Origin of the sequence: Micromonospora sp. NPDC049048 (genome assembly GCF_043197615.1) — a bacterium.
Lineage (GTDB): Bacteria > Actinomycetota > Actinomycetes > Mycobacteriales > Micromonosporaceae > Micromonospora.
Genome location: NZ_JBICTM010000009.1, coordinates 218,151 through 243,281 on the forward strand (window position 1 = coordinate 218,151; position 25,131 = coordinate 243,281).

19 protein-coding genes are annotated in these 25,131 nt (G+C 73.6%); 12 read left to right on the forward strand and 7 right to left on the reverse strand.

Annotated features, from left to right (window positions below; all coding sequences use genetic code 11):
- Positions 1-3: 3 nt before the first annotated feature.
- On the forward strand, positions 4-993 hold the full coding sequence (locus ACGFIG_RS26235) for an acetylxylan esterase (protein WP_393007206.1): 990 nt from the start codon (positions 4-6) through the stop codon (positions 991-993).
- A 17-nt stretch (positions 994-1,010) separates the two neighbouring features.
- Complete coding sequence (locus ACGFIG_RS26240) at positions 1,011-1,943, forward strand: M15 family metallopeptidase (protein ID WP_393007208.1); 933 nt, start codon at positions 1,011-1,013, stop codon at positions 1,941-1,943.
- A gap of 75 nt (positions 1,944-2,018) precedes the next feature.
- Here ACGFIG_RS26240 and ACGFIG_RS26245 read toward each other — a convergent pair whose 3' ends face one another.
- From ACGFIG_RS26245 to ACGFIG_RS26265, 5 genes are all read right to left on the reverse strand, one after another.
- Complete coding sequence (locus ACGFIG_RS26245) at positions 2,019-2,807, reverse strand: SDR family NAD(P)-dependent oxidoreductase (RefSeq protein ID WP_393007210.1); 789 nt, start codon at positions 2,805-2,807, stop codon at positions 2,019-2,021.
- Between the two features lie 270 nt (positions 2,808-3,077).
- Entirely contained in the window at positions 3,078-4,205 is a 1,128-nt protein-coding gene (locus tag ACGFIG_RS26250) for an acyl-CoA dehydrogenase family protein (RefSeq protein ID WP_393007413.1), read from the reverse strand.
- Between the two features lie 192 nt (positions 4,206-4,397).
- Positions 4,398-5,180, reverse strand: coding sequence for an alpha/beta hydrolase (locus ACGFIG_RS26255; protein WP_393007212.1), 783 nt, complete (start codon positions 5,178-5,180; stop codon positions 4,398-4,400).
- A 105-nt stretch (positions 5,181-5,285) separates the two neighbouring features.
- Complete coding sequence (locus tag ACGFIG_RS26260; RefSeq protein WP_393007214.1) at positions 5,286-5,702, reverse strand: DUF4180 domain-containing protein; 417 nt, start codon at positions 5,700-5,702, stop codon at positions 5,286-5,288.
- Entirely contained in the window at positions 5,695-6,150 is a 456-nt protein-coding gene (locus ACGFIG_RS26265) for a helix-turn-helix domain-containing protein (RefSeq protein WP_393007216.1), read from the reverse strand. The genes ACGFIG_RS26260 and ACGFIG_RS26265 overlap by 8 nt, the downstream gene beginning before the upstream one ends.
- Positions 6,151-6,615: 465 nt before the next feature.
- On the opposite strand from ACGFIG_RS26265, the gene ACGFIG_RS26270 reads away from it, so the two are divergent.
- From ACGFIG_RS26270 to ACGFIG_RS26295, 6 genes are all read left to right on the forward strand, one after another.
- Positions 6,616-7,815 (forward strand): RtcB family protein, encoded by a 1,200-nt coding sequence (locus ACGFIG_RS26270; protein WP_393007218.1) that lies wholly within the window; start codon positions 6,616-6,618, stop codon positions 7,813-7,815.
- A gap of 123 nt (positions 7,816-7,938) precedes the next feature.
- On the forward strand, positions 7,939-9,030 hold the full coding sequence (locus tag ACGFIG_RS26275) for an SRPBCC family protein (protein ID WP_393007220.1): 1,092 nt from the start codon (positions 7,939-7,941) through the stop codon (positions 9,028-9,030).
- 258 nt (positions 9,031-9,288) lie between these two features.
- Entirely contained in the window at positions 9,289-10,938 is a 1,650-nt protein-coding gene (gene abc-f / locus ACGFIG_RS26280; protein ID WP_393007222.1) for a ribosomal protection-like ABC-F family protein, read from the forward strand.
- Between the two features lie 181 nt (positions 10,939-11,119).
- Complete coding sequence (locus ACGFIG_RS26285; RefSeq protein WP_393007224.1) at positions 11,120-11,599, forward strand: hypothetical protein; 480 nt, start codon at positions 11,120-11,122, stop codon at positions 11,597-11,599.
- A gap of 259 nt (positions 11,600-11,858) precedes the next feature.
- Entirely contained in the window at positions 11,859-12,983 is a 1,125-nt protein-coding gene (locus tag ACGFIG_RS26290; RefSeq protein WP_393007415.1) for a snapalysin family zinc-dependent metalloprotease, read from the forward strand.
- A gap of 137 nt (positions 12,984-13,120) precedes the next feature.
- Positions 13,121-13,780, forward strand: a complete 660-nt coding sequence (locus ACGFIG_RS26295) for a hypothetical protein (protein ID WP_393007226.1) — start codon at positions 13,121-13,123, stop codon at positions 13,778-13,780.
- Positions 13,781-13,935: 155 nt separating this feature from the next.
- Here ACGFIG_RS26295 and ACGFIG_RS26300 read toward each other — a convergent pair whose 3' ends face one another.
- Both ACGFIG_RS26300 and ACGFIG_RS26305 read right to left on the reverse strand, forming a co-directional pair.
- Positions 13,936-14,589 carry a C39 family peptidase gene (locus ACGFIG_RS26300; RefSeq protein WP_393007228.1) on the reverse strand — a complete coding sequence of 218 codons (654 nt, stop codon included), beginning with the start codon at positions 14,587-14,589 and terminating at the stop codon, positions 13,936-13,938.
- Between the two features lie 321 nt (positions 14,590-14,910).
- A complete protein-coding gene (locus ACGFIG_RS26305) occupies positions 14,911-17,691 on the reverse strand; it encodes an ATP-binding protein (RefSeq protein ID WP_393007230.1) in 2,781 nt (926 codons plus the stop codon).
- A 362-nt stretch (positions 17,692-18,053) separates the two neighbouring features.
- On the opposite strand from ACGFIG_RS26305, the gene htpG reads away from it, so the two are divergent.
- The 4 genes from htpG (at position 18,054) to ACGFIG_RS26325 (ending at position 25,121) form a co-directional block, all read left to right on the forward strand.
- A complete protein-coding gene (gene htpG, locus ACGFIG_RS26310) occupies positions 18,054-19,982 on the forward strand; it encodes a molecular chaperone HtpG (RefSeq protein WP_393007232.1) in 1,929 nt (642 codons plus the stop codon).
- Between the two features lie 495 nt (positions 19,983-20,477).
- Complete coding sequence (locus tag ACGFIG_RS26315; protein ID WP_393007234.1) at positions 20,478-21,749, forward strand: cytochrome P450; 1,272 nt, start codon at positions 20,478-20,480, stop codon at positions 21,747-21,749.
- 206 nt (positions 21,750-21,955) lie between these two features.
- Positions 21,956-22,429, forward strand: a complete 474-nt coding sequence (locus tag ACGFIG_RS26320) for a helix-turn-helix transcriptional regulator (protein WP_393007236.1) — start codon at positions 21,956-21,958, stop codon at positions 22,427-22,429.
- Positions 22,430-22,607: 178 nt separating this feature from the next.
- On the forward strand, positions 22,608-25,121 hold the full coding sequence (locus tag ACGFIG_RS26325; RefSeq protein ID WP_393007238.1) for a nitrate- and nitrite sensing domain-containing protein: 2,514 nt from the start codon (positions 22,608-22,610) through the stop codon (positions 25,119-25,121).
- Positions 25,122-25,131 lie beyond the last annotated feature (10 nt).

A 25,131-nucleotide genomic window follows, 5' to 3' on the forward strand; every position in this document is an offset into this window, starting at 1 on the left:
GCGGTGGTCCTCACCGACCTGCCCGAGGAGCAGTTGCGGGCGTACCGGGGCGGGGTGCGGGAGCCGGCGGACTTCGACCGGTTCTGGGCGGACACGCTCGCCGAGTCCCGGGAGTGCGACTGGCCGGTGCGGGTCGAGCCGGTGCCCTGCGGGCTGGCCACGATCGACGCGTACGACGTGACCTTCCCCGGCTTCGCCGGGCAGCCGGTGCGGGCCTGGCTGCGGCTGCCACGCGGCGCGGAGGCGCCCCTGCCCACGCTCGTGCAGTACGCCGGCTACGGCGGCGGCCGGGGCCATCCGCTGGAGAACCTGCTCTGGGCCTCGGCCGGCTTCGCGCATTTGCAGATGGACACCCGGGGGCAGGGGGCGGGCTGGGCCCGGGGAGACACCCCGGATCCGGCCGCCGCCGGCCCCGAGGCGCCCGGAGTGCTCACCCGGGGCGTGACGGACCCCCGCACGTACTACTACCGGCGGTTCCTCACGGACGCGGTGCGGGCGGTGGACGCGGCCCGGACCCTGCCGGCGGTCGACCCGACGCGGGTCGCGGTCCTCGGGCACAGCCAGGGCGGCGCGGCGGCGCTCGCCGTGGCCGCGCTGCGGCCCGACCTGCGGGCCGTCGTGGCCGGCGTGCCCTTCCTGTGCGACGTGCCGCGCGCGATCACGGTCACCGACGCGCACCCCTACCGGGAGATCCGCGACTACCTGGCGGTCCACCGGCACGCCGAGGAGCGGGTGCTGGCCACCCTGGCCTACGTCGACGGGGTGAACTTCGCCCGCCGGGGCCACCTGCCGGCCCGCTTCTCCGTCGCGCTGATGGACGAGATCGTGCCGCCGTCGACCGTCTTCGCCGCCGTCAACGCCTGGCGGGGGCCGACGGAGCTGGCGGTCTGGCGGTACAACGGCCACGAGGCCGGCGGGATCGACGACGACGAGGCGGCCGTGCGCTTCCTGCGCGTACACCTGTCGCCGGACCGGGCCCCCGACGGCCCCTAGCCTGGTAGACAGGGTGCGTGGCCAGGCCAGCCCGGATCCGCCGGCGCGCTCCGGGCGTCGCGACCGCCGGTGGGCGGGCCGTCGCGGCGGCGCTCGTGATCGTGGCGCTCGCGGCCGGCTGCACCCGGCCCGCGCCGTCGCCGGCACCACCCGCCGCGCCGGGCCCGTCCGTCCCGGCGACGCCACCACCGTCCGTCCCGGCGACGCCCGCGACGAGGACGTCCACGCCGTCACCGACCTCGCGCGGGCCGGGCCTCGTCGTCCTCACCGACGTCGACCCGCGCATCCGCACCGACATCCGGTACGCGGGCGCGCACAACTTCGTCGGCCGGCCGGTCGCCGGCTATGCCGAACCGCTCTGCCTGCTGAGCCGCCCGGCCGCCGAGGCGCTGCGCCGGGTGCAGGACGCCGCCCTGGCCCGGGGCCGCAGCCTGAAGGTGTACGACTGCTACCGGCCCCGCCGGGCCGCCGACGACTTCGTCGAGTGGGCCGGGCAGCCGGGCGAGCAGCGGATGAAGGCCGAGTTCTATCCCCGGGTGGCCAAGTCCGAGCTGTTCGACGAGGGCTACATCGGCGCCCCCACCGCCCACAGCCGGGGCAGCACCGTCGACCTGACCCTGGTCGACGTGCCGACCGCCACCCAGCCCCCGTACGCACCGGGGCAGCCCCTGGTCTCCTGCACCGCCCCGAAGGGGCAGCGGTTCGCCGACAACGGCGTCGACATGGGCACCGGCTTCGACTGCTTCGACCCGCTCGCGCACACCGACTCGCCGCAGGTCACCGGCGTGGCCCGGGACAACCGGCGGCTGCTGCGCCAACTGATGACCGACGGCGGCTTCGTCAACTACGACCGCGAGTGGTGGCACTACCGCTACCGCGACGAACCCTGGCCGGACACGTACTTCGACGTGCCGGTGGCCCGCTCCTCCGCCGAGGCGGCGGGTGGGTAGCGCCCGCGTCCACCGAGGGCCCGCACTCCCGGCCGCACCGCGGGGTTCGGGTCCCGGCGGTCGCGACGGGGCGGATCAGGCCGCGGCGTAGCTGCCGCCGTTGATGGTGTACTCGGCCCCGGTCACCTGCGCGGCGAGATCGGAGATGAGGAAGACGATGACCCCGGCCACCTCGTCGGGGCGGCCGAGCCGGCCGGTGGGCAGCTTGCGGACCTCCTTGACGAAGTAGCTGAGGGCCTCCTCGCGCTCCATGCCGAACTCGTTGGCGAGGCTGTCGGCGAAGCCGCCGGGCGCGTCCCAGAACGACGTCCGGGTGGCTCCCGGCGACACCACGTTGCTGCGGACGCCCGCCGGGCCGAACTCGATCGATAGGGACTTGGACAGGCTGAGCAGGGCCATCTTGCTCACGCAGTAGTCCACGAAGAACGGCGCCGGCTCGCGGCTTCCCTCGCTGGCGATGTGCACCAGCGAGCCACGGCCGGCCCGGATCATGTGCGGCAGGGCCGCCCTGGTGGTGCGTACCGCCGACATGAGGTTGAGGTTGAGCGTCCGTTCCCACTCGCCGTCGTCCACGGAGAGGAACCCGTTGTCCCGGTAGGGGTAGACGCCGACGTTGTTGACGACGGCGTCCACCCCGCCGAACTCGGCGACGGCCGCGGCGATGACCTGGTCACCGGCTGAGCCCTCCCGCATGTCGACCGTCACCGGCAGCACCGTGCCCGCGATCTCCTCCAGCGCCTTCGGTTCGATGTCGGCACCGACCACCCTGGCGCCCTCCTCGGCGAGCAGTGTGGCCGTGGCGAGCCCGATGCCCGAACCGGCGCCGGTGACGACCACCACCCGGTCGGTGAGCCGTGTGTCCATGTGTTGCCTCCCCGACCCTCTCGCCGACGCGACCAGGGCCGGGCGTGTCACCGGCGACGGGCGGGGCGGCGTGCGGTTGGCCTGCGGATTGTCGATCTCCATCGTCGGACCGCGGGCGCGCGGGCGCATCTCCCAGCGTGCGGGTTCAGCGACCGCCGTAGGGCGGGCGGGTGCCGTCCCGCTCATCGGAAGGCGGCGTGCGTGGGCCGGGTGGCGTCGCCCCGCTCATCCCGGAGGCGGCGTGCGCGGGGTGGGCGGGTGCCGCCCCGCTCACTTGAAGGCGGCGTGGCCGGTCAGCACCTGCCCGATGATCAGCTGGTGCACCTCGGAGGTGCCCTCGTAGGTGAGCACCGATTCGAGGTTGGCCGAGTGGCGGATGACCGGGTAGTCGAGGGTGATCCCGGCCGCGCCGAGGATGGAGCGGCACTCGCGGGCGATGGCGATGGACTCGCGCACGCTGTTGAGCTTGCCCAGGCTGATCTGCCGGTGGTCGAGGGTGCCGGCGTCCTTCAGCGCGCCGATCCGCAACGCCAGCAGCATCCCCTTGCCCAGCTCCAGCCCCATGTCGGCGAGCTTGAGCTGGGTGGCCTGGTACGCGGCGAGCGGCTTGTCGAAGATCTGGCGGCTGCGGGCGTACGCGACCGTCGTCTCCAGACAGTCGTGGGCCGCGCCCAACGCCCCGAAGACGATGCCGAACCGGGCCTCGTTGAGACACGTCAACGGCCCCGACAGGCCGACGGCCTCCGGCAGCATCGCGTCGGCGGGCAGCCGCACGCCGTCGAGGACGAGTTCCGAGGTCACCGAGGCGCGCAGGGAGAGCTTGCGGGTGATCTCCGGGGCGGTGAAGCCGGGGGTGCCGGCGGGGACGAGGAAACCGCGTACGCCCTCGTCGGTGCGGGCCCACACCACGGCGACATCCGCGACGGAACCGTTGGTGATCCACATCTTGGTGCCGTCGAGCACCCAGTCGTTCCCGTCGCGGCGGGCCCTGGTCCGCATGCCGGCCGGGTCGGAGCCGAAGTCCGGCTCGGTCAGGCCGAAGCAGCCGATCGCCTCGCCGGCGGCCATCCGGGGCAGCCACTGCTGTTTCTGCTCCTCGGAGCCGAAGCGCCAGATGGCGTACATGGCGAGCGATCCCTGCACCGAGACCAGGGAGCGCAGCCCAGAGTCGCCCGCCTCCAGCTCGAAGCAGGCCAGCCCGTACGCGACGGCGGAGGTGCCGGCGCAGCCGTAGCCGTGCAGGTGCATGCCGAGCACGCCGAGTTCACCGAGCTCCAGGGCCAGTTCCCGGACGGGCAGCCGGCCCTCCTCGTACCAGGTGGCGATCTGCGGGCGGATCCGCCGGTCGACGAAGCCACGTACGGCGGCCTGGAGCTCCCGGGCGTCGTCGTCGATCAGGGCGTCGACGCCGAAGTACGCGAGCGCGGGCACAGGGGCAGACGGGGTCACGGTTCGTATCCTCCCAGGGCTTGCGGATGCGCGATCACGCTACGCGCGACGGCCGGCGCGTCCCGCACGTCGTCGCCGTCATGCGCGGCGGTCGTGCCCGGCCACCACGCCCGGTGCGTCGAGGGCGGGTCCCTGCGGCGCTCAGCCGCCGGGGCGCAGTGGCAGCCAGGCCAGCACGTCCTGGATCTTCGTGTCCCAGTACGCCCAGTCGTGCGTGCCGGGGGAGAAGTCCACGGTGAGCGGGACGCCCCGCTCGCGGGCCGCCGCCACGAAGGTCCGGTTGTCCTCGTACAGGAGGTCCTCGGTGCCGCACACGACGCGCAGGGCGGGCAGGTCGGCGACCGCCGCCCGGTCGAGCAGGGCGAGCACGTCGTCGTCGCTGCCGGCGACGGTGCGCTCGCCGAAGGCGGTGTGCCAGACGCCCGCGTCGAGGGGCGTGCTCGACGTGGGAGAGCGGGCGGCCACGTCGAGCGCGCCGGAGAGGCTCGCCGCCGCCGCGAACCGGCCCGGCTCGCGCAGGGCCCACTTCAGCGCCCCGTAGCCGCCCATGGAGAGCCCGGCGACGAAGGTGTCCTCCCGCCGGGACGAGAGCCGGAAGAACCGCTGGCACAGCCGGGGCAGCTCGTCGCTGAGGAAGGTCCAGTACCGGTTGCCGTGCTCCTCGTCGGTGTAGAAGCTGCGGCCGACCTGGGGCATCACCACGGCCAGGCCGAGCGGCGCCACGTACCGTTCGATCGAGGTGCGGCGCAGCCAGATCGTGTCGTCGTCGGACAGGCCGTGCAGCAGGTAGAGCACGGGCGGGTCGCCCTGCGGGGCGCTGCCGGACATGCCGATCTGCGTGGCGGTCTGCTGGGGCAGGATCACCGTCATCGAGGTGCTGAGACCGAGCACCTCGGAGTAGAGGTCGACACGCATCAGGGCCACGATCGTCGACCGTATCGGATCCGCACGCGCGAGGAAGGACCCGGCGGTCCTCCCCGTCGAACCGGGAGCGCAACCCGGCCACGGCGCGTCGCCGCCCCGGGCCGGTCAGGCGTTCGTCGGCGCCCCGTCCGGCTCGGGTCCGGCGCCGCCGGAACCCGACGACGGCGCCAGCCGGGCGTCGAGGGCGTCGAGGTCGGGGACGAACCACACGTGGCTGGAGCGGTTCGACTCGTGCACGAGGGCGCGCAGGGCCGAGCTGGCCGCGAGGTGCGCGGTGATGTCGCCCACGACGACCAGGCGGATGCGGTAGTTGACGAACTTCTGCATTATCTCGCCGGCGAAGCGGGTGCCGAGGGAGAAGAAGGAGGCGTCGAGCCGGCCCGCCGGCACGGCCACCAGTTGCGCGCCGAGGAAGGCCGCGCCGATCAGGTCCAGCGCGTCCTGCTCGGTGGTCACGGGCGGGCCGTGCGGGTCGCAGACCAGCACCGGCACCCCGGCCCGGTCCTCGATGACGTCAGGCATCGTCGGCCTCCCCGGCGAGCAGGCCGTTGTCGCCGTCGAGCACGGCGTCGACCAGGCGCAGCACGTCGGCGGTGGCCGAGGCGCTGCCCAGGATCACGATCTTCATGCGGCTCCGATCCTCGTCGTGGACGGTCTGGACGCGTAGTGGATGCGCGGGTTCGTGGTTGGTGTTCGCCGCAGCCAGGACGAGCGTGCCCAGCCGGTCGGCCGCTGCCCGGTCGACGCCGTCGACCTGCACGATGCTCGACACCTCCACCGCCGCGCCGCCGACGGGACGGGCGGGTGCCGGTCGGCCGGTCAGCGCGTCGAGGTCGGCGCGGGCGATCCGGTACTGCTTGCCGATCCGTACGGCTGCGAGCCGGCCGGCGCGGATGTAGCCGCGCACGGTGCGAACGTGCAGGCCCAGCCGCTCGGCGACCTGCTCCACCGAGAACATTTCCTCACTCATCGTTCCCTACGCTAGCCATGACTGGGCACGATAGGGAAGTTCTTTTCGTCGTCGCTCGACGCGAGAGGATTCATGAATATTTGTTGCGGCCACCGCCGGGACGCGCCTACCGTCATCGGCGCAAGGTCAACCAGACGCCCCAGGGGAGTACGCCGTGTCGCAGCGCACCGACGCCACGTGGCTCACGCCGCGCTGTGGTGCCCCGCTGCCCACAGGCAAACCAGTGCGACACCAGCGCCGTTCCCAGCAGGGCCGGCAGCCGGGGTGGCGGCGCGTCTAGCGACGACGCGTACGCGCAGCCGCCCACCCCACCGGGGTCCGGGCGGCTTCTTCGTCTCCCGGACCCGCGTTGCCCCCGATCGAACCGATGCCGGTGCCGGCGCGGGTGTCCCGTCGCCACTCACGGCCGGGCCGCCGCGACCAGCCGACGACACCGCGACCAGCCGACGACACCAGGAGACGACGATGAGCTACACCCCGCTCGCGGGCACCCGCGCGCCGGTCCGGGTCTGGACCGACCCGTACGGCATCGAGCCGCAGGCCGCCCAGCAACTGCGCAACATCGGCGCGCTGCCGTGGGTGGAGGGCGTCGCGGTCATGCCCGACGTGCACTTCGGCAAGGGCGCCACGGTCGGCTCGGTCATCGCGATGCGGCAGGCCGTATCGCCAGCGGCGGTCGGTGTCGACATCGGTTGCGGCATGTCCGCGGTCCGCACCTCGCTGACCGCCGCCGACCTGCCGGACGACCTGGCCGGGCTGCGCTCGGCCATCGAGGCCACCATCCCGGTCGGGTTCAACCAGCGGGAGAAGCCGGTCGACCCGCGTCGGATCCGTGGGCTGGAGCAGGCCGGTTGGGACGACTTCTGGCGCCGGTTCGCCGACCTCGACCGGCGGGTGGCGCAGCTGGAGACGCGGGCCCAGCGGCAGCTGGGCACGCTCGGCGGCGGCAACCACTTCATCGAGGTCTGCCTGGAGCAGGGCGGTGCCGACGAGGGACGGGTGTGGCTGATGCTGCACTCCGGCTCCCGCAACATCGGCAAGGAACTGGCGGAGCGGCACATCGCCGTCGCCCGGCGGCTGCCGCACAACACCGACCTGCCCGACCGGGACCTCGCCGTCTTCCTCGCCGGCACGCCGGAGATGGACGCCTACCGCCGGGACCTGTGGTGGGCGCAGGAGTACGCGCGGCGCAACCGGGCGGTCATGCTCGCCCTGCTCTGCGGCGTGGTGCGGGAGCAGTTCCCGCAGGTGAGCTACGACGAGCCGATCAGCTGCCACCACAACTACGTGGCGGAGGAGACCTACGACGGCGTCGACGTGCTGGTCACCCGCAAGGGGGCGATCCGGGCCGGTCGGGGGGACCTGGGCATCATCCCGGGGTCGATGGGCACCGGCTCGTACGTCGTGCGGGGCAAGGGGAACCCGGACGCGTACTGCTCCGCCTCGCACGGGGCAGGACGGCGGATGTCGCGGGCACAGGCGAAGCGGACGTACAGCACCGTCGACCTGGCCGCGCAGACCGCCGGCGTGGAGTGCCGCAAGGACGCCGGGGTGGTCGACGAGATCCCCGGCGCGTACAAGGACATCACCCAGGTGATGGCGCAGCAGGAGGATCTGGTCGAGGTGGTGGCGCACCTCAAGCAGGTGGTCTGCGTGAAGGGGTGACCGCCGGCCGGTGCCCCGGGAGGGGTGGGCGCCGGCCGCCGGTCCCGGGGGCGGCCCGTCCCCGGGCCGGCGGGGATCCCCCCGTGCGGGCCGGCCCGCGATCGATACCCGTAGAGTCTCGCCGTGACCGAGATCGACGTGCAGGTCGACCTGTTCCATCCTGCGCACCGGGTGTGGCACGCATTGACGGATCGTGCCCTGCTCGCCCGGTGGTTCACCGAGGTCGAGCCGATGGCCGGGACACCCGGCCGGCTGCTGCTGTTCACGGCCGGCCTGCCCGGGTTCGACGCCGCCGTCGACGCGCAGGTGATCGACCGGCGGAAACCGGAGCTGATCGGGTTGCGCTGCCTCGAGGGGGGCCGGCGCAGCCGGTTGACCTGTACCGTCGCCCCCACGGCCGAGGGCTGCCGACTGTCGGTCCGCGAGGCGCTGGAGCACGGCGGCTGGCCCGACGAGCAGCGTGAGCGCCGCGAGGACTCCTACCGGCAGGCGTTGACGGGGCGGCTGCCGGCGATCCTCGACTGGCTGGCCTTCCGGCAGGTCGACCTGCGTCGGGGGCAGGCCGCGATGACCGTCGAGATGCCGATGGTCGAGGGGGTCGGCGACGAGCCGGCGCCGGCCGGCCGCCGGGGGGCGTTGCTGGTCGCGGGGATGGCCGGCGCGGTGCTGGTCGCCGGGGCGGCGGTGTGGGCGGTCCTGCCCGGCGAGCCGGAGCAGGTCGCCGCCCCGGGCGCGGCACCGTCGCCGACCGCCACGGCCGCTCCGAGTCGTACGCCGCAGGGCACGCTCTCCGCCCGTCCCACGCGCAGCGCCACGCCGTCGCCGTCCCGCCCGAGCCGGACGCCCTCGGCGAGCCCTTCGGCGACGCCGTCCCGTACGCCCACCTCGGGCACCCCGTCGCCCCCCGCACTGACCGCCCGCTACGAGACCGTGGCGACGCGGCTCCTCGGCTTCACGGGCGAGGTGGTCGTCGCCAACCCGGGTGGCGCGGCGGTCAACGGCTGGAAGGTGGTCGTCACGCTGGCCGAGGGCGGGTCGCTCACCGACGTCAGCGGGGCCGACTGGCAGCAGGAGGGGCAGGTCGTCACCTTCACCGGCGCGGCCGTGCCGGCCGGGCGCTCGCGGACGTTCACCTTCGCCGTCCGGGACGTCGACCCGCTCACCAGGGCGCCCGAGGACTGCGTGCTGGGCGACGCCCCCTGCGCGGGGCTCTGACGCCGGCTCGCACCGGTTCCCTGCCGCCATCGCCCGCCCGGGCGTACCCCTCGCGTCGGGCGGTGCGCTGTTAGGGTGGGCGGGAGTGACCGGAAAGGGAGACCAGACGTGGCGGGTGACGACGACATCTCCGGGTGACACCGGAAGTGCCCGGCCAGCGGCAGGCGTCCGAACGCCGCCGTCGTGGCCACGGGCCGTCGTTCCCGAATCCCGTCCCCGGGGCGCCCGGCGCGCCCACGTCACTCCAAGGGTTTCCGCATGTCCGAGGCATTCGTCACCTGTTCGCACCTCTCCTTCTCCTGGCCGGACGACACCCCGGTCTTCGAGGGCCTGTCGTTCACCGTGGGCACCGGCCGCACCGGCCTCGTCGCGCCGAACGGCGCCGGCAAGACCACGCTGCTCCGGCTGATCGCCGGCGAACTCCGGCCCACCGCCGGCTCCGTGACCGTCGACGGGGTGCTCGGCTACCTGCCGCAGAGCCTCCCGCTGGCCGGCGACCTGACCGTGGCCGAGGTGCTGGGGATCGCGCCGGTGCTCAGGGCGCTGCACGCCGTCGAGTCCGGCGACGCCGACGAGAAGCACTTCACCACGATCGGCGATGACTGGGACATCGAGGAGCGTACGCGCGCCCAACTGGACCGGCTCGGCCTCGGCGACGTGTCGCTCGATCGGCCCCTACGCACCCTCAGCGGCGGTCAGGTCGTCTCCCTCGGTCTGGCGGCGCAACTGCTGCGGCGTCCCGACGTCCTGCTCCTCGACGAGCCCACCAACAACCTGGACCTCGACGCCCGTCGCACCCTGCACGCCGTGCTGGCGGACTGGACCGGTTGCCTGCTGCTGGTCAGTCACGACCGTGCGCTGCTGGACCGGATGGACCGCATCCTCGAACTCGACCGCGGCGAGGTGCGCTCCCACGGCGGGAACTTCACCGCCTACGAGGAGGCGGTGCGCGCCGAGCGGGAGGTCGCGCAGAAGAACGTCCGCCACGCCGAGCAGGAGGTCAAGCGGGAGAAGCGGGAGATGCAGCAGGCCCGCGAGCGGGCCGAGCGCCGGGCCGGCAACGCCGCCCGCAACCTGAAGAGCGCCGGCCTGCCGAGGATCGTCGCCGGTGGGATGAAGCGCAGCGCCCAGGAGTCGGCGGGCCGGTCGAACGACACGCACGCCGCGCGGGTCGGCGACGCCCAGGCCCGGCTCGACGAGGCGGGCCGGGCCCTGCGCGAGGAGCAGCGGATCACGCTGGAACTGCCCGGCACCAACCTCCCGGCCGGGCGCACGGTCTTCCTCGGCGAGCGGATGCAGGTCCGCTACGGCGAGGTCGCGCTGTTCGCCGGCGACGGCGTCGACCTGACGATCCGGGGGCCCGAACGGATCGCGCTGACCGGCCCGAACGGCGCCGGCAAGTCCACCCTGCTGCGCCTGGTCAGCGGCGACGTGCAGCCGGAGGGCGGCCACACCAGGCGGGCCGACGGCCGGATCGCGTACCTGTCGCAGCGGCTGGACCTGCTGGACCTCGACCGGACGGTGGCGGAGAACCTGGCCGCGTACGCGCCCACGACGCCGGAGTCGCAGCGGATGACCCTGCTCGCCCGCTTCCTGTTCCGGGGGCCCCGCGCCCACCTGCCGGTCGGGGCGCTCTCCGGCGGCGAGCGGCTGCGCGCCACCCTGGCCTGCGTGCTGTTCGCCGAACCGGCGCCGCAGTTGCTGCTGCTCGACGAGCCGACCAACAACCTGGACCTGGTCAGCGTCGCCCAGTTGGAGAGCGCGCTGGACGCGTACGAGGGCGCGTTCGTGGTGGTCAGCCACGACGAACGGTTCCTCGCGGCGATCGGTGTGGACCGCTGGCTACGGCTCGCCGACGGCCGGCTGCGGGAGACCGCCGCCCCCACCGAGGTCGCCCGACGACCGTGACGCGGTCGAGTCCGCCCTCGACTCCGGCGGGCTGGCAACCACGGGGCGTTCCCCGCGGTCGCGCTTGCGGGCGACCGCGAGGGGCGTGACCGCCAGCGGCGCGTCGACTGGCTCGGCCGCCAGCCGCTGGATGGGCGGGCCGGGACGTGTCACGATGCGAGGTGGAGCGAGGGAGGCAAACGTGTCGATGCCCGTCCCTGAGTCGGACGAACTGCGCCGCCGCCTGTCGCGGCTGGTCCTCGTCCACGTCGCGATGTCGGTCGCGTTCACGCTGCTCGCGGTGGCCGGCGTGGCATCGCCCGCCCGGCGCGCGGGGGCGTTCGCCGTGCCGTGGCTGGTGATCGGGGCGGCCGGTGCGCTCGGCGCGTTGCTCATCGCCGCCGCCGCCTGGCGGCTGCGCGGCGGCCTCGCGGCGGGCCGGGCGTCGAGGGAGCGGGCGGCCGTACGGTGGGAGACGTCAGCCCGGCTGGGCATGGCGCTCGCGGCGGCGGTGGCGCTCGTCGTCGGCGTGGCCGTGGCGCCGGCCGGGTCGGAGCGGGGATTCGTGATCGGGGTGGACGCGGCTCTCGCCGGCGCGCTCGCCCTGTTCGCGCTGGCGACCGGCGACGTCCGCCGAGCCGTCGACCCGGCGCGGCGGAGGGCCACACCGTCGGCCGGATGAGTTCCGGCGCCGGCCGGGACGGGGCCCGGTCCCGGGGCCGCCCTGGCTGCGGCTGCGCGGCCCTGTGCCCGCCTGCGTCCGGGTGCCGGTATGACGGTTCCGTTATGCCGCATATCGACGCCCTCCCCTATAGCATTCATGCACATCTATGCCGGCGGTGGCACGCCGCCGGACGACCGCAGGGAGTGCGTGTATGTTCCGACGACAACTGCTGCGCGCGGCGACCGCCGCGCTGGCGGCGGTGCTGGCCGCAACCGGAATGCAGGTCGCGACCGACACGGACGCGTCCGCCGCCGCCCGCACCGTCTACTACGACGCGAGCCGCGCCGGTGAGTTCCGCACCAACTTCGACCAGGCCGCGGCCATCTGGAACAGCCGGGTCAGCAACGTCCAGCTGGTCGCCCGTACGCCGGGCAACGTCACCATCTACGTCGACAGCGGCTGGCCCCGCGCCCAGGTCACCAGCCTCGGCGCCGGCCGGGTCTGGATGGGCTGGACCGCCGTCAACCAGGGGTACAACCGCACCCGCATCGCCACCCACGAGCTCGGCCACATCCTCGGCCTGCCCGACCTGCGTACCGGCCTCTGCTCCGACCTGATGTCCGGCAGCAGCGCGCCGGTCTCCTGCACCAACGCCTACCCGAGCGCCACCGAGGCGTCCCGGGTGAACCAGCTCTTCGCCGGCGGCCTGGCCGCGTCGGAGGTGCCCACCGGCACGTTCTCGTGGAACGACACCGACGACATCTCGCCGCAGGTGGTCAACGGCCGGCCGGCGAGCGAGAACTACCCGTGGATGGTGTACGTCTCCGGCTGCACCGGCACGCTGATCAAGGCCAACTGGGCGGTCACCGCCAAGCACTGCGGGACCCCCTCCTCGGTGCGGGTCGGCAGCATCAACCGCACCAGCGGCGGCACCGTCGTCTCGGTGACCCGGGCGGTGAGCCACCCGAGCGTCGACGTCAAGCTGCTGCAGCTGTCCAGCTCGGTCAGCTACGCCCCGGCGCCGATCCCGACCACCTCCGGCGCGGTCGGCACCGCCACCCGCATCATCGGCTGGGGCCAGACCTGTGCCCCCCGCGGCTGCGGTAGCGCCCCGGTCATCGCGAACGAGCTGGACACCTCGATCGTGGCGGACAGCCGCTGCCTCGGCATCAACGGCCCGTACGAGATCTGCACCAACAACACCAACGGCAACGCGGGCGCCTGCTACGGCGACTCGGGCGGCCCGCAGGTGCGCCAGATCAACGGGGCGTGGGCCCTGATCGGCGCCACCAGCCGGGCCGGCAACAACAACTCCACCTGCGCCACCGGCCCGTCCATCTACGTGGACCTGCCGTCCATCCGCACCTGGATCAACACCCAGGTCGGCGGCCTGCCAGTCTGACCCCACCCCGGTACGGGGGACGCCGCACGAGCGGCGTCCCCCGTACACCGTCGCCCCGGCCGGCCGCCGGGCTGTCACGCGGCGACCACCCGGAGTGCGGTACGGTGCCTGGACATCGATCCCCTCTGAGGTGATTCATGCGTGTCGTGGCCGCGCTCGCCCTGACCCTGGCGCTTGCTCCCGCGCCGACGCCGACGGCCTCCGGTGGGCCGGTCGGTGACCTGCTCGGCGGCGTGGGCCGGGTCGTCGACGACCTGCTCAAGGGCGGCAGGGCCACCCCGGGCGCCTCTCCGACGCCGGTTCCGACCGGCTCCACGGCCCCCGCCCCGACCCCGGCCGACCCGTCGGTCGCACCGGCTGTCCCGGCGGCGCCGGCCCCCTCCGCGCCCGCGCGCGGGGGCGCGTCGGCCCTCGCACCCGCCGGCGACCGGCCCGCCGGGCGGGAGGCCGAGGCGCCGGCCCCGGAGGAACGGGAGTCCGCCTCCGACGCCCCCTCGACCGTCGCGGCCCCGCCGCGCGGGGACGACGGGGCAACGGACCGGTGGCTCGTCTACGGCCTCGTGCTGGGCGTCCTGGCGGTGCCGGTCCTCTTCGTCCTGCACCGGCGGCGCCGGCCCGCCGTCGCGGCTACCGGTTCGGCCGGACCGGTCAGCCCGCCGACCCCCGCCCCCGATCCGGACCCGGACGACGAACCCGTGCTCGACAACGTGACCCACCTGCCGACGGACCTGAACGCGATCTACGAGCTCGGCCGGCTCGACGAGCGGCTCAGTCAGGAGCGCAACCGCCGGTCCTGAGCCAGGGCGGGCGGCGCGGGCGCCGGTCCTGAGCCCGCAAGGCGACACGACAACCGGGGGAGCAGGGGCGGAGGTCGGTTTGCGCATCCTGTGCGTGCCGAAAGGGCCGGTCCCCGTGGTCGGGGGCCGGCCCTTTCGTTCGTTCGTGGTGTGGGTCAGGAGGTGTAGCCGCGGGTGGCGATCCAGTCGGCGAGGTTGTCGATGTTCATGCGGTAGGAGGCCTGGTTGGGGTTGGCGGAGTCGGCGATGGTGACGGTGTTGCCGTTGTCGCGGTAGCCGACGACGCTGATGTAGTGGCCGCCTTCGAAGGAGTGGGTGGTGCCGTCGGTGTCGGTGGCGGTGCCGGCGATGTTGGCGACGATGGCGTGGCCTTCGTCGATGGCGGTGACGATGTCGGTGCGTAGCTTGTCGGTCTGCTTGTCGTCGGCCTTGGGCTCGGGGATCTCGACCGACTGGTAGGCGTCCTTGCCGGTTTCCTTGTTCAGGACGGGGGTGATGTCGTTGATGGAGTTGGTGCCGGCTTCGGTGGTGCCCATGCGTTGGGCCATGCCGTGCACGTCGATGTTCTTGCCCTGCACGCTGAGGGCGTTGCGGGCGGCGGCGGGGCCGCAGTAGTAGAAGTTGGGCTGGGCCTCGTAGCGCACACCGAGTTCGCGTTCGCTGTGCTTGCGGTCCTTGCCGGTGGTGGCGGGTCGGGTGTCGGTGGGGGAGGCGGCGTGTGCGGCGGTGATCGGGCCGGCGATGGCGCCGCCGGCGAAGGCGAGCCCGGCAACGGTCAGGGCGCTGGTGCGGAAGATGTCGGTACGCATGATGGGGGCACCTTTCGATCGGGGTACGCGACACAACCCAGGGGGTGGGTGTGGTCGCGGGCTGAGGGAAAGGTCGAACCAGGTGCGCGCCCTCGGGTGCGAGGGCGGTGCGCGTTCCGGGGGGATGTAACGACGCGGGCCCGGCCGGCATTCCGACCGGCTCGCCCCGGCCGTCGAGCTAGCTCGGGGGGTCACGCGCTCACGGTGGTTACAACGACCCGGGGCCCCGGGCCATGCCCGCCGGGCTGGTGACGACCGCCACCACAAACCAGACAGACGACACGCAATCGCCCAGCCCGCCGATCGGGGGCGGGATCCGGGTCAGGGAGCCGGGGGCAGGCGACGTTCGATGGTGACGGTGGTCCCCTCGGCGGTGGACACCAGACGCACGTCCCCGTACGCGTTCATCAGGGTGGCGCCGCGTCCCCGGTCCATGGCCGGGCGACGGTCCCGCCAGGTGCCGAAGTCGCGCACCGTGATCCGGACGGTGCCGTCGGACACCCGTAGCCGAACACGCACCTCGGGACGGGTCGGGCGTTGGGCGTGCTCGACGGCGTTGTTGACCGCCTCCGAGGCGGCCAGCAGGAGATCGGCGACGGTGTCCGGATCGAGGTCCAGCCCCTCCAGCGAGGCCCGCACGTCCCGCCGCATGGCGGCGGCCGACGTGGGCTGCGACGGGTACGTCCAGCCCGCGTCCAGCACGGCCGGGCGTTCGGGGACCGACCCCCCGCCGTGCGCGTACCCCCCGTTCCCGCTCGCGGGCGGCGCGACGGCCGGACGGTCCGACGGAGCACCGGGGGCCGGTGGGCCGGCCGGGGTGCCCCGCGCGCCCGGGACGCCGCCCGCGTCGGGTGCCGCGTCGCCGAGGCGGCGGCTGTGGGCACCCCGCAGGGTGGCCCGGATCCGGGCGACCAGGTCGGCCGCGGCGAAGGGTTTGACGATGTAGTCGTCGGCGCCCAGGCCGAGCCCCTCCACGCCGGCCTCCCCGCCGGCGCGTGCGGAGAGCACCACCACCGGCAGCATGCGGGTGCCGGCCTGCCCACGCAGCCGCCGCACCAACTCGAAGCCGTTGATCTCGGGCATCATCACGTCGGTGAGCACCAGGTCGGGCGGAGCCCGGTGGATCGCCTCCAGGGCCTGCCGGCCGTTGCCGACCGTCTCCACCCGCCAGCCCTGCTCGCCCAGCAACCGGGCCAGGTACGCGCGCATGTCGGCGTTGTCGTCGGCGACCAGGATCCGTGCGTGCCGCAACGCGTCCACGCCGCCGTACGCCGGCACCGGCGGCCCGGCCGGTGCGGACGCCCCCGCCTGCGCCGGATCGGCCAGCCAACCGGCCGCCTCCTGGGCGGCGGCCCGGGCCGCGTCGCCGACCCCGACGGGGGCCGGCCCGGTGGCCCGCTGCGTGGCGGACCACGGCAGCGCCACGGTGAACGTCGTCCCCGTGCCGATCCGGCTCTCCACCCGCACGTCGCCGCCCTCCAGACGGGCCAGCTCGCGGACCAGGGCGAGCCCGATGCCGGTGCCCTCGTGGCTGCGTGACCGGGCGCCCCGTACCCGGTGGAAACGCGCGAAGAGCTTCGGCAGGTCCTCCTCGGCGATGCCGATGCCCGTGTCGGCGACGGTCAGCCGGATCTCCTCGTCGTCGGCGGTGAGCGCGACCCGGATCCGCCCGACGAAGGTGTACTTCAGCGCGTTGGACAGCAGATTGGTGACGATGCGTTCCCAGTTGACCGGGTCGACGGCGACCGGGCGCGGCAGCGGCGGGCAGTCGACCTCCAGGCGCAGCCCGGCGCGTTCGACGGCCGCCCGGAAGACGCTCGACAGCTCGGTCGTGAGCCCGGCCAGGTCGACCTCGCGGGCCTGGCTGTGCGCCTGCCCGGCCTCCAGGCTGGAGAAGGTGAGCAGGCTGTTGACCAGGGTGAGCAGCCGGGTGGCGTTGCGCCAGGCGGTGTCGACCCGCTCCCGCTGCCTCGCGGGCAGAGGATGCTCGTTGTCGTTGAGGGCGTCGGCCAGCGGGCCGAGCATCAGCGTCAGCGGGGTCCGGAACTCGTGGCTGACGTTGGTGAAGAAGTCGGTCTTGACCCGGTCCAGCTCGGCGAGCGCCTCGGCCCGCCGGCGCTCCTCCTCGTACGCCTGCGCGTTACGCACGGCGACGGCCACCTGCTGGGCCAGCAGCGCCTGGAACGCCCGGTACGCCTCGTCCAGCCCACGGCTCGGGCTGACCCCGACCAGCAGCACCCCGAGCGGCTGGCCCGCTTCGGCGGAGGGCAGCGGCAGGGCCCGGGCGGTTCGCAGCGGGTCACCCCACGGCCCGGCCGGCAGGACGAGCCGCCCGTCGACGCCGGACACCTCGGTCGTCGTGCCGCCGGCGGCGGCACCCAGCCCCCACTCGTGGCCCTCGCCCGCCGGCAGCGTGCCGGGCAGGGCGGCGGCCACGGCCGCTCCGCCGACGTGGGCGGCACGGCGCAGCAGCGCGCCCTCGCGCAGGTAGATCGCGGCGAACGGGACATCCAGCGGATGCCCGCCGATGGCCTGGGCGAGGCGGGCACAGGTGCTCCCGACGTCGACGGTCCGCCCGTCGCCCCCGACGGGCAGGTCGCGCAGCAGGCGCAGCCGGCGCTCGCCGACGACCTGCTCGGTGACCTCGCTGCACACGGTGAGCACCCCCACCGTGCGTCCCTCGTCGTCGCGGGCGGGGGCGTGCGAGACGCTGAAGTACGCCTCCTCGCGGTAGCCGGCCCGATCGAGCAGCAGCCGCAGCGCCGGCACCCAGCTGGCGACGCCGGTCGCCATCGCCTCGTCGATGAGCGGGCCCAACACGTCCCAACCCTCGGCCAGGGTGACCCGCACGTCACCGCCGAGCGCGTCGGGGTGCTTGTCGCCGATCAGCGCCGAGTACGCGTCGTTGTAGAGCTGGGTGAGGTGTTCGCCCCACAGCAGCAGCATCGGGTAGCGGGAGGAGAGGACCAGCCGTACGGCGGCGCGCAGGCTCTGCGGCCAGCCGTCGACGGGGCCGAGTGGGGTGGCGGCCCAGTCCAGGCGCGCCATCAGCCGCCCGGTCTCCCCGCCGTCGGCGAACAGGCTCCCCGTGGGTCGCGTCACCCTCGGTCGCACCTCATCGCAGCCCTCACTTCCGGGCCCCGACGACCCTTGCTGGTGTTACCCGTACATCCTGGCACCCGGCCTCAGCTGCACGTCCGCCGGCACCCCAGCGCGTCTCTGTACCCCGCCGCCGGGGTCCTGACACCTGGACGTACCTGCGCGGAAGCTGCGACCGTTACGACGGCAGGGCGTCGATGGCGCGGACCGTGCGGCGCGGCGGTGACGCCCCGAGGGCCGGCGGGCGCCGCCTGACCGGGGCTGACCCGGGGCTCCGCGCCGCCTCCCGACGCGCCGCCGTCCCGTCGTCTCGCCGTCGGCGACGACTCGTATCCTTTCCGCGAACCTTCGGTGGGCTTTCGAGCATGAAAGGACACGGTGTGAGCAACCGGGCCGAGACGTTGGAGTTCCAGGCCGAGGCGCGTCAGCTGCTCCAGCTGATGGTCCACTCCATCTATTCGAACAAGGACGTCTTCCTGCGCGAACTGATCTCGAACGCCTCGGACGCGCTGGACAAGCTGCGCCTGGCGTCGATGGTCGACAAGGAGCTGGAGGTCGACACCTCCGACCTGCACATCGAGATCGAGGTCGACAAGGCGGCGCGCACGCTGACCGTCCGGGACAACGGCATCGGCATGTCCCGCGACGAGGTGGTCCAGGTGATCGGCACGATCGCCAAGTCCGGGACCGCCGAGCTGCTGCGCAAGCTGCGGGAGTCCTCCGACGCCGGGGCGCGGCAGGAGCTGATCGGCCAGTTCGGCGTGGGCTTCTACGCGGCGTTCATGGTCGCCGACCGGGTGGAGCTGGTGACCCGCAGGGCGGGGGAGAGCGGCGGTACGCGCTGGGAGTCGGCCGGCGAGGGCACGTACTCCGTCGAGTCGGTCGAGCAGGCACCGCAGGGCACCTCGGTGACCCTGCACCTCAAGCCGGCCGACGACGAGGACAACCTGCACGACTACACCGCCGAGTGGACGATCCGCGAGATCGTCAAGCGGTACTCGGACTTCATCGCCTGGCCGATCCGGATGACCGTCGAGCGGCCCGGCGAGGGCGACCAGAGCACCACCGAGACCCAGACGCTCAACTCGATGAAGGCGCTCTGGGCCCGCTCCCGCGACGAGGTCGACGAGGCCGAGTACAAGGAGTTCTACAAGCACGTCAGCCACGACTGGGCCGACCCGCTGGACATCGTGCACATGCGGGGCGAGGGCACCTTCGAGTACGAGGCCCTGCTGTTCATCCCGTCGCACGCGCCGCTGGACCTGTTCTCCCCGCAGGGCCGCCGCGGCGTGCAGCTCTACGTCAAGCGCGTCTTCATCATGGACGACTGCGAAGCGCTCATGCCGAACTACCTGCGCTTCGTCAAGGGCGTCGTGGACGCGCACGACCTGTCACTGAACATCTCCCGGGAGATCCTCCAGCAGGACCGGCAGATCCAGGTCGTCCGTCGCCGACTGGTCAAGAAGATCCTGGCCACCGTCAAGGACATGAAGGCCAACCACGCCGAGCGCTACCGGACCTTCTGGACCGAGTTCGGGGCCGCCGTCAAGGAGGGCCTCATCGACGACACGGAGAACCGGGACGTCCTCCTGGAGATCCTGTCGGTCGCCTCCACCCACGACGCGGCCGAGCCCACCGACCTCGCCGGCTACGTCGGTCGGATGAAGGAGGGGCAGAGCGACATCTACTACGCCACCGGCGACTCGCGCACCATGATCGAGAATTCGCCGCACATGGAGGCGTTCCGCGCCAAGGGCTACGAGGTGCTGCTGCTCACCGACCCGGTCGACGAGGTGTGGATCGAGCGCGTCGGCCAGTACGACGGCCGGACGCTGCGTTCCATCGCCAAGGGCCAGGTGGACCTGGACACCGAGGAGGAGAAGAAGGAGGCCGAGGCCGAGCGCGAGCAGCAGCGCAAGGACTTCGCCGACCTGCTCACCTGGATGGGCGCCACCCTCGCCGACTCCGTCAAGGAGGTCCGCCTCTCCTCCCGGCTGACGACCTCGCCCGCCTGCGTCGTCGGCGACGCCCACGACATCACCCCGACGCTGGAGAAGATGTACCGGGCGATGGGCCACGAGGTGCCGGCGGTCAAGCGGATCCTGGAGCTCAACCCCGGGCACCCGCTGGTCACCGGCCTGCGCAAGGCACACGAGCAGGGCGGCACGGAGGAGCCGCTGAAGGAGACCGCCGAGCTGCTCTACGGCCTGGCGCTGCTGGCCGAGGGCGGGGAGCTGGCCGATCCCTCCCGGTTCACCCGCATCCTCGCCGACCGCCTCGCGCGTACCCTCTAGGCGTGGCGCACGGGCCGGCCGGCGTGGTGTCGCCGGCCGGCCCACCTGCCACGCCAGGCCCCGACCGATCGCCCCGTCGACCACGGAAGGGCGACCCTTCTCGTCGGGCGCGGGCGGCATCGTCGGCCCTTTTTCCGATGCGGGTGCCGAGCGTCGGTCAATCAGTTCCGGTCAGAACCCGGCCGGTGGTGCACCACATTTCCCGGGGCCGACCGGGACACGCGGGCAGTGGCGTGCGACGGTGCGTGATGCCCGTCGCGGCGTCGTTTACCCTGGTCGTCGTCGCTGCCGGCGGGCAAGGAACAAATCGCAACTTGCAGAACGACGTGCTGCGAGTGCGCCCCGAGGGCGGTGAATTGCGCGCCAAGACATTGAAGTGCGCTGATATTGACTTGGTCTCGGAATGGGCGCACCGTGAAGGAGCGCGGCTGAAACCGGATCCCCGGGAGCCGTTCGGCGATTCCGTTCGTGGCCATGGCGCTCCAGGAGGCGGTCATGCGATTGGATCCGTTCGTGGGGGTGTATCTCGCCGATCCGGCACGGGTGTGGCGGCGGCTTCTCGACGATCCCGACCGGGTGCACCACGATCCGGACCTGGGGCTGTGGCTGATCACCCGGCACGCCGACGTCCGCCGGGCGTTGAGTGACGTCGGGGCCTTCGGCAACGCCCTCACCCTCGCCCCGATCTACGATGTCTGCCCCGAGGCGATGGAGATCATCGCGCGCATCGACGCGCCGCCCACCACGGCCGCGGCCGACCCACCGGTGCACCCCCGCACCCGCCGGGCCCTGCGGGCGACCTTCGCCAACACGCCGGAACGCGTCGAGCAGCGGTACGGCGCGATCGTCCGACGCCGGGTCGACGAACTGGTGTCCCGGCTCGTCGCCCGCGCCGGCGGGCGGGTGGACCTCGTCGGCGAGTTCACCGCCGAACTTCCCCTGCTGGTCCTCCTCGACATCCTCGGCGTGCCGGAGGAGGACGTTCCGCGGATCCGGGCCTGGGGCGACGGTCAGCTGGCGTTGATCTGGGGGCGGCCGGAGCCGGCCGAACAGGTGCGGCTCGCGCGGGGTCTGTGGGAGTTCTGGCGCTACTGCGAGGAGTCGGTACGCGCCCGGCTCGCCGCCGGCCCGCACGGCGACGACTACGTCAGCCAACTGCTGGCGTACCGCGACGGTGACGACGAGGTGCTCACGGTGGCCGAGGTGTCGAGCATCGTGTTCAACCTCCTGGTCGCCGGCCACGAGACCACGGCCGGGCTGCTCGCCCACGCGGTGGACCAGGCGCTGTCGAGCCCCGGCCGGTGGCGGGAACTCGGCGAGCACCCCGAACGGATTCCCGCGTTCCTGACCGAGACGCTGCGCTTCGCGCCCGCCATCGACGGTTGGTTGCGGGTCACCCGCCGGCCCGTCTCCCTGGACGGCGTGACCATTCCGGCGGGTGCGCGCTGTCTGCTGCTGATCGGTGCCGCGAATCGGGACCCGGCCGTTTTCGTCCGCCCCGAACAATTCGATCCGCACCGGAGCGACGCGGACGGACATCTGTCGTTCGGCCACGGGCCGCATTTCTGCATCGGCGCGGCGCTGGCCCGGCTGGAGGCGCAGACGGCGCTGACCCGGCTCGGCCGGGCAATTCCCGGCCTGCGGCTGGCCGCCGGGCATCGCCGTGCGTACAAGCCCAATGTCGCATTCCGGGCGCACCGGAGCCTGCCGGTGCTCGTCGAGGCGGCGGTGCCCTCCGGTGGCGCTGCCGCGCCCGTAGCCGGGTGACCGGCGGCGGCGCGGCGCGGCGGCCCACTCCCCGGGGCGGCTGCGCCGGGCCCCGCGGTCCACGCGCGGCGACTACCCTCCGAAGTTGCGTCTTCACACCCGTCCTGTGATGGGTTAAGAATTGTCCCCTGCGAATACCCATTCGTCGCCCAATGTCGATTGACGCCGATGCCGATACGGTAGATCGGCGTCGTGAAGGTGAACACATGGATCGCACGCCTCCGTCGAGCGCCAGTGGCGCCGGTGCCATCCACCGGTTCCGCTCCGAGTTGCGCACCTGGCGTACCCGGCAGGGACTGACCCAGCGGGCGCTCGCGGAGCGGGTGCGGTTCAGCCGCGAGACGGTCGCCGCCGTCGAGTCCGGTCGCCGGTACGGCAGCCACGAGTTCGCGGTCCGCTGCGACGAGGTGCTCGGCACCGGCGGCTGCCTGGCCGCGTTGTGGCCGCAGGTCGCCGCGGAGCAGTTGGCCGCGGACGGTCGCCGTGGGCCTCGGTTCGGGAAGATGGCCGGGCTGGAGCCGGCCCTCACGACGGCCGTCGTGCGGCGGGACGCGCGCGACCCGGAGGCGGTCGTGGCCGCGATCGACGAGTTGCGGGAGCTGATCGGCCAGGTGCTCGGCGGGCAGCCGGAGGCCGACCTACCGCCCCCTCCGTCGGGCGGTCGATCCGGGCGCCCCTGACCTGCGGGTGGCCAGGGCCGCGGGGGCGGTCACGCGCTGCTGACGCTGGGTACAGATGCGGGTACGGGCCGTTTGTACCACTGCCAGGTCTGGTCTGAGCGCGCGGGTTCCGGCCGAATGAGACGTGCAAATGGCAAGGTGCGCATAGGCCGTCTTGGATGAGTCGCGGGAGTCAATCTTGGCGTCGAGCACGAGGTCCCACGCGGCCCGACCCTACCCGACCGGCCGCCGCAGCTGGAAGATCGCCACCCGGATGCGCCTCATCGTCGCGGCTCCCCTGGTCGCCGTGATGGGCTTCGCCGGCCTCGCCCTGACCGAGAGCGTCCGCCAGACGACCCGCGCGAGCGACCTCGGATCCCTGGCGCACCTGGCCGCCGACGCGGGCGACCTGGCGCACCAACTGCAACGCGAGCGCGTCGTCGCCGCCGACCTGTTGAGCCGGGGCGCGGCCGAGCAGCAGGACGCCTTCGTCGAGGCCACCAGGAGCACCGACGACGCGGTCGCCCGCTACCGCCGGCAGCGGGCACTGGTGCCTTCCGGGCCCGCCGCCGGTCAGCCCGCGCTAGCACGGATCGACCTGGCGCTGGAGGGCCTGCCGCCGTTGCGCGCGCAGGTCCGGACGGCGGCGCGCGCCTCGGTGTCGGCGATGACCTTCAGCTACCGGATCGTGATCGCCGACCTGCTCACGCTGCGTGAGAGCGTCACCCTCGGGGCGGTCAACGCCCGGATCACGGACGGCATGCGGGCCTCGGCGGCGCTGTCCAAGGCGGCCGAGGCGGCCGGCCAGCAGCAGGTGGCCGTCCTGCGCGCGGTCACCGCCGACCAGCTGACCCCGGCCATGCAGCAGGACATCACCGCCGCCCGCTCCGGCTTCACCGAGTCCAGCCTGTCCTTCCTGGCGCTCGCCCGGCCCGCCTGGCGGGGCTGGTGGGAGCAGGCGGGCAGCGGCGCGGACGCCCTGCTGCTCCAACGGTTGCAGGACGAGGTGTCGAGGACCCGTGCGGGCAGCCGCCTGCGCCTGGATCCGGGCGCCTGGGTCGCCGCGACCCAACAGTGGTCCGCCCGCCTGGCCGAGCTGCGCCAACGGGTCGACGCGGCGGTGCTCGACGACATCCGCTCGGCCCAGGCCGACCAGCGGCGGCGCACCGCCGTGCAGGCGGCCGCCGTGGTGGTGGCGCTGCTGCTCACGGCACTGGTCACCTGGGTGGTGGCCCGGCAGATCACGCGCCGGCTGCGTCGGCTGCGGGACGCCGCGAACGCCGTCGCGTTCGAACGGCTGCCGCAGGTGGTGGCCCGGCTCCAACATCCGGACAACTCCTCGGTGGACCCGGACGAGCTGGCCCGCCGGCAGAGCGCGGACGCCCTGGAGCCGTCGACCGGTGACGAGATCGGCGAGGTGGGGGAGGCGTTCGCCGCCGTGCACCGGGCGGCGGTGCGTACCGCGGCCGAGCAGGCGGTCATGCGGGCCAACACCGCCGACATCTTCATCCACCTCAGTCGGCGGGAGCAGCGCCTGGTCGACGCGGTGCTGGCACAGGTCGACAAGGTCGAGCGGGACGAGACCGACCCCGAACGGCTCGACCAGCTCTACACGCTGGACAACCTGGCCACCCGGATGGGGCGGATCAACGCCAGCCTGCTGGTGCTCGGCGGGGTGGGGGTCGGGCGGGTACGCCAGCACGACGTACCCCTGCAACAGGTGCTCCAGGCCGCGCAGAGCCAGATCGAGCACTACGCCAGGATCCGCCTCGGCATGGTCGACGGTGACGTCGCCGTCGCGGCCGAGGCCGTCGACGAGGTCGTGCACCTGCTGGCCGAGCTGATGGACAACGCCACCGGCTACTCCCCGCCGGGCACCGAGGCGTGGGTGACCGGTCGCAGCCTCGGCGACCGGGTGATCGTCCAGGTCAGCGACGAGGGCGTGGGGCTGTCGCCGCAGCGGCGTCAACAGCTCAACGAACTGCTGGCCCACCCGCCGGCCATCGACGTCGCGGCCGTACGGGCGATGGGGCTGGTCGTGGTGGGGCAGCTCGCCGCCCGGCTGGGCGTGGCCGTGCAGCTGCGTCCCGGCCCCCGCCGGGGCACCATCGCCGAGGCGGCGCTCCCGGGCGCGATCATCCGGTCGCTGCCGCCGGAGGAGTTCCTGCTCACGCCCACCCGGCCGTCCCGGCGCGCGGCGCGGACCGCCGCCGTGCCACCGGCGTACGCAACGGCGGCGGCGAACGGAACCGCACCGGAGCCGTGGGCCGCCAGCCCGCCGGAGCCGTGGGCCGGGAGGCCGCCGGAGCCGTGGGCCGGAACGCCGGCGGCCGAGCGGGCCCTGCCGGTGGCGCCGGTGTTCCGGCCCGCACCGGCGCCAGCCGGCCGAGGCGACCAGCCCACCGAGGAACTCGTCATCTTCGACCAGGTCAACCACTGGTTCCAGGCCAGTCACGACGGCACGGACGAGAGGCCCTGGGCCAGCCCCGCCGACGACGCCTGGCGGACCGCCGCCCGGGCCGAAGCGCCCGAGGTCGTCGCCACCACCACGTCCGGCCTGCCGCGGCGCCAGCCGCAGCAGCACCTCGTCCCGGGCGGGGTGACCGTGCCGCAGCAGCGCTCCGCGCACCGCGACCCGGCCCAGGTGGCCACCGCGATGGCCGCGTACGCGCGGGGCGTCGCCGGGCGCCGGTCCAACCTGATCAACAACTGACCCGACAGGG

Excerpts from the sequence above, each read along its gene's own strand:
- ACGFIG_RS26245 (WP_393007210.1), bottom strand. The coding sequence starts at position 2,807 with ATGGACACACGGCTCACCGACCGGGTGGTGGTCGTCACCGGCGCCGGT.
- ACGFIG_RS26260 (WP_393007214.1), bottom strand. The coding sequence starts at position 5,702 with ATGCCTGACGTCATCGAGGACCGGGCCGGGGTGCCGGTGCTGGTCTGC.
- ACGFIG_RS26265 (WP_393007216.1), bottom strand. The coding sequence starts at position 6,150 with ATGAGTGAGGAAATGTTCTCGGTGGAGCAGGTCGCCGAGCGGCTGGGC.
- ACGFIG_RS26270 (WP_393007218.1), top strand. The coding sequence starts at position 6,616 with ATGAGCTACACCCCGCTCGCGGGCACCCGCGCGCCGGTCCGGGTCTGG.
- abc-f (WP_393007222.1), top strand. The coding sequence starts at position 9,289 with ATGTCCGAGGCATTCGTCACCTGTTCGCACCTCTCCTTCTCCTGGCCG.
- ACGFIG_RS26290 (WP_393007415.1), top strand. The coding sequence starts at position 11,859 with ATGCAGGTCGCGACCGACACGGACGCGTCCGCCGCCGCCCGCACCGTC.
- ACGFIG_RS26295 (WP_393007226.1), top strand. The coding sequence starts at position 13,121 with ATGCGTGTCGTGGCCGCGCTCGCCCTGACCCTGGCGCTTGCTCCCGCG.
- ACGFIG_RS26300 (WP_393007228.1), bottom strand. The coding sequence starts at position 14,589 with ATGCGTACCGACATCTTCCGCACCAGCGCCCTGACCGTTGCCGGGCTC.
- htpG (WP_393007232.1), top strand. The coding sequence starts at position 18,054 with ATGAAAGGACACGGTGTGAGCAACCGGGCCGAGACGTTGGAGTTCCAG.
- ACGFIG_RS26315 (WP_393007234.1), top strand. The coding sequence starts at position 20,478 with ATGCGATTGGATCCGTTCGTGGGGGTGTATCTCGCCGATCCGGCACGG.
- ACGFIG_RS26320 (WP_393007236.1), top strand. The coding sequence starts at position 21,956 with ATGGATCGCACGCCTCCGTCGAGCGCCAGTGGCGCCGGTGCCATCCAC.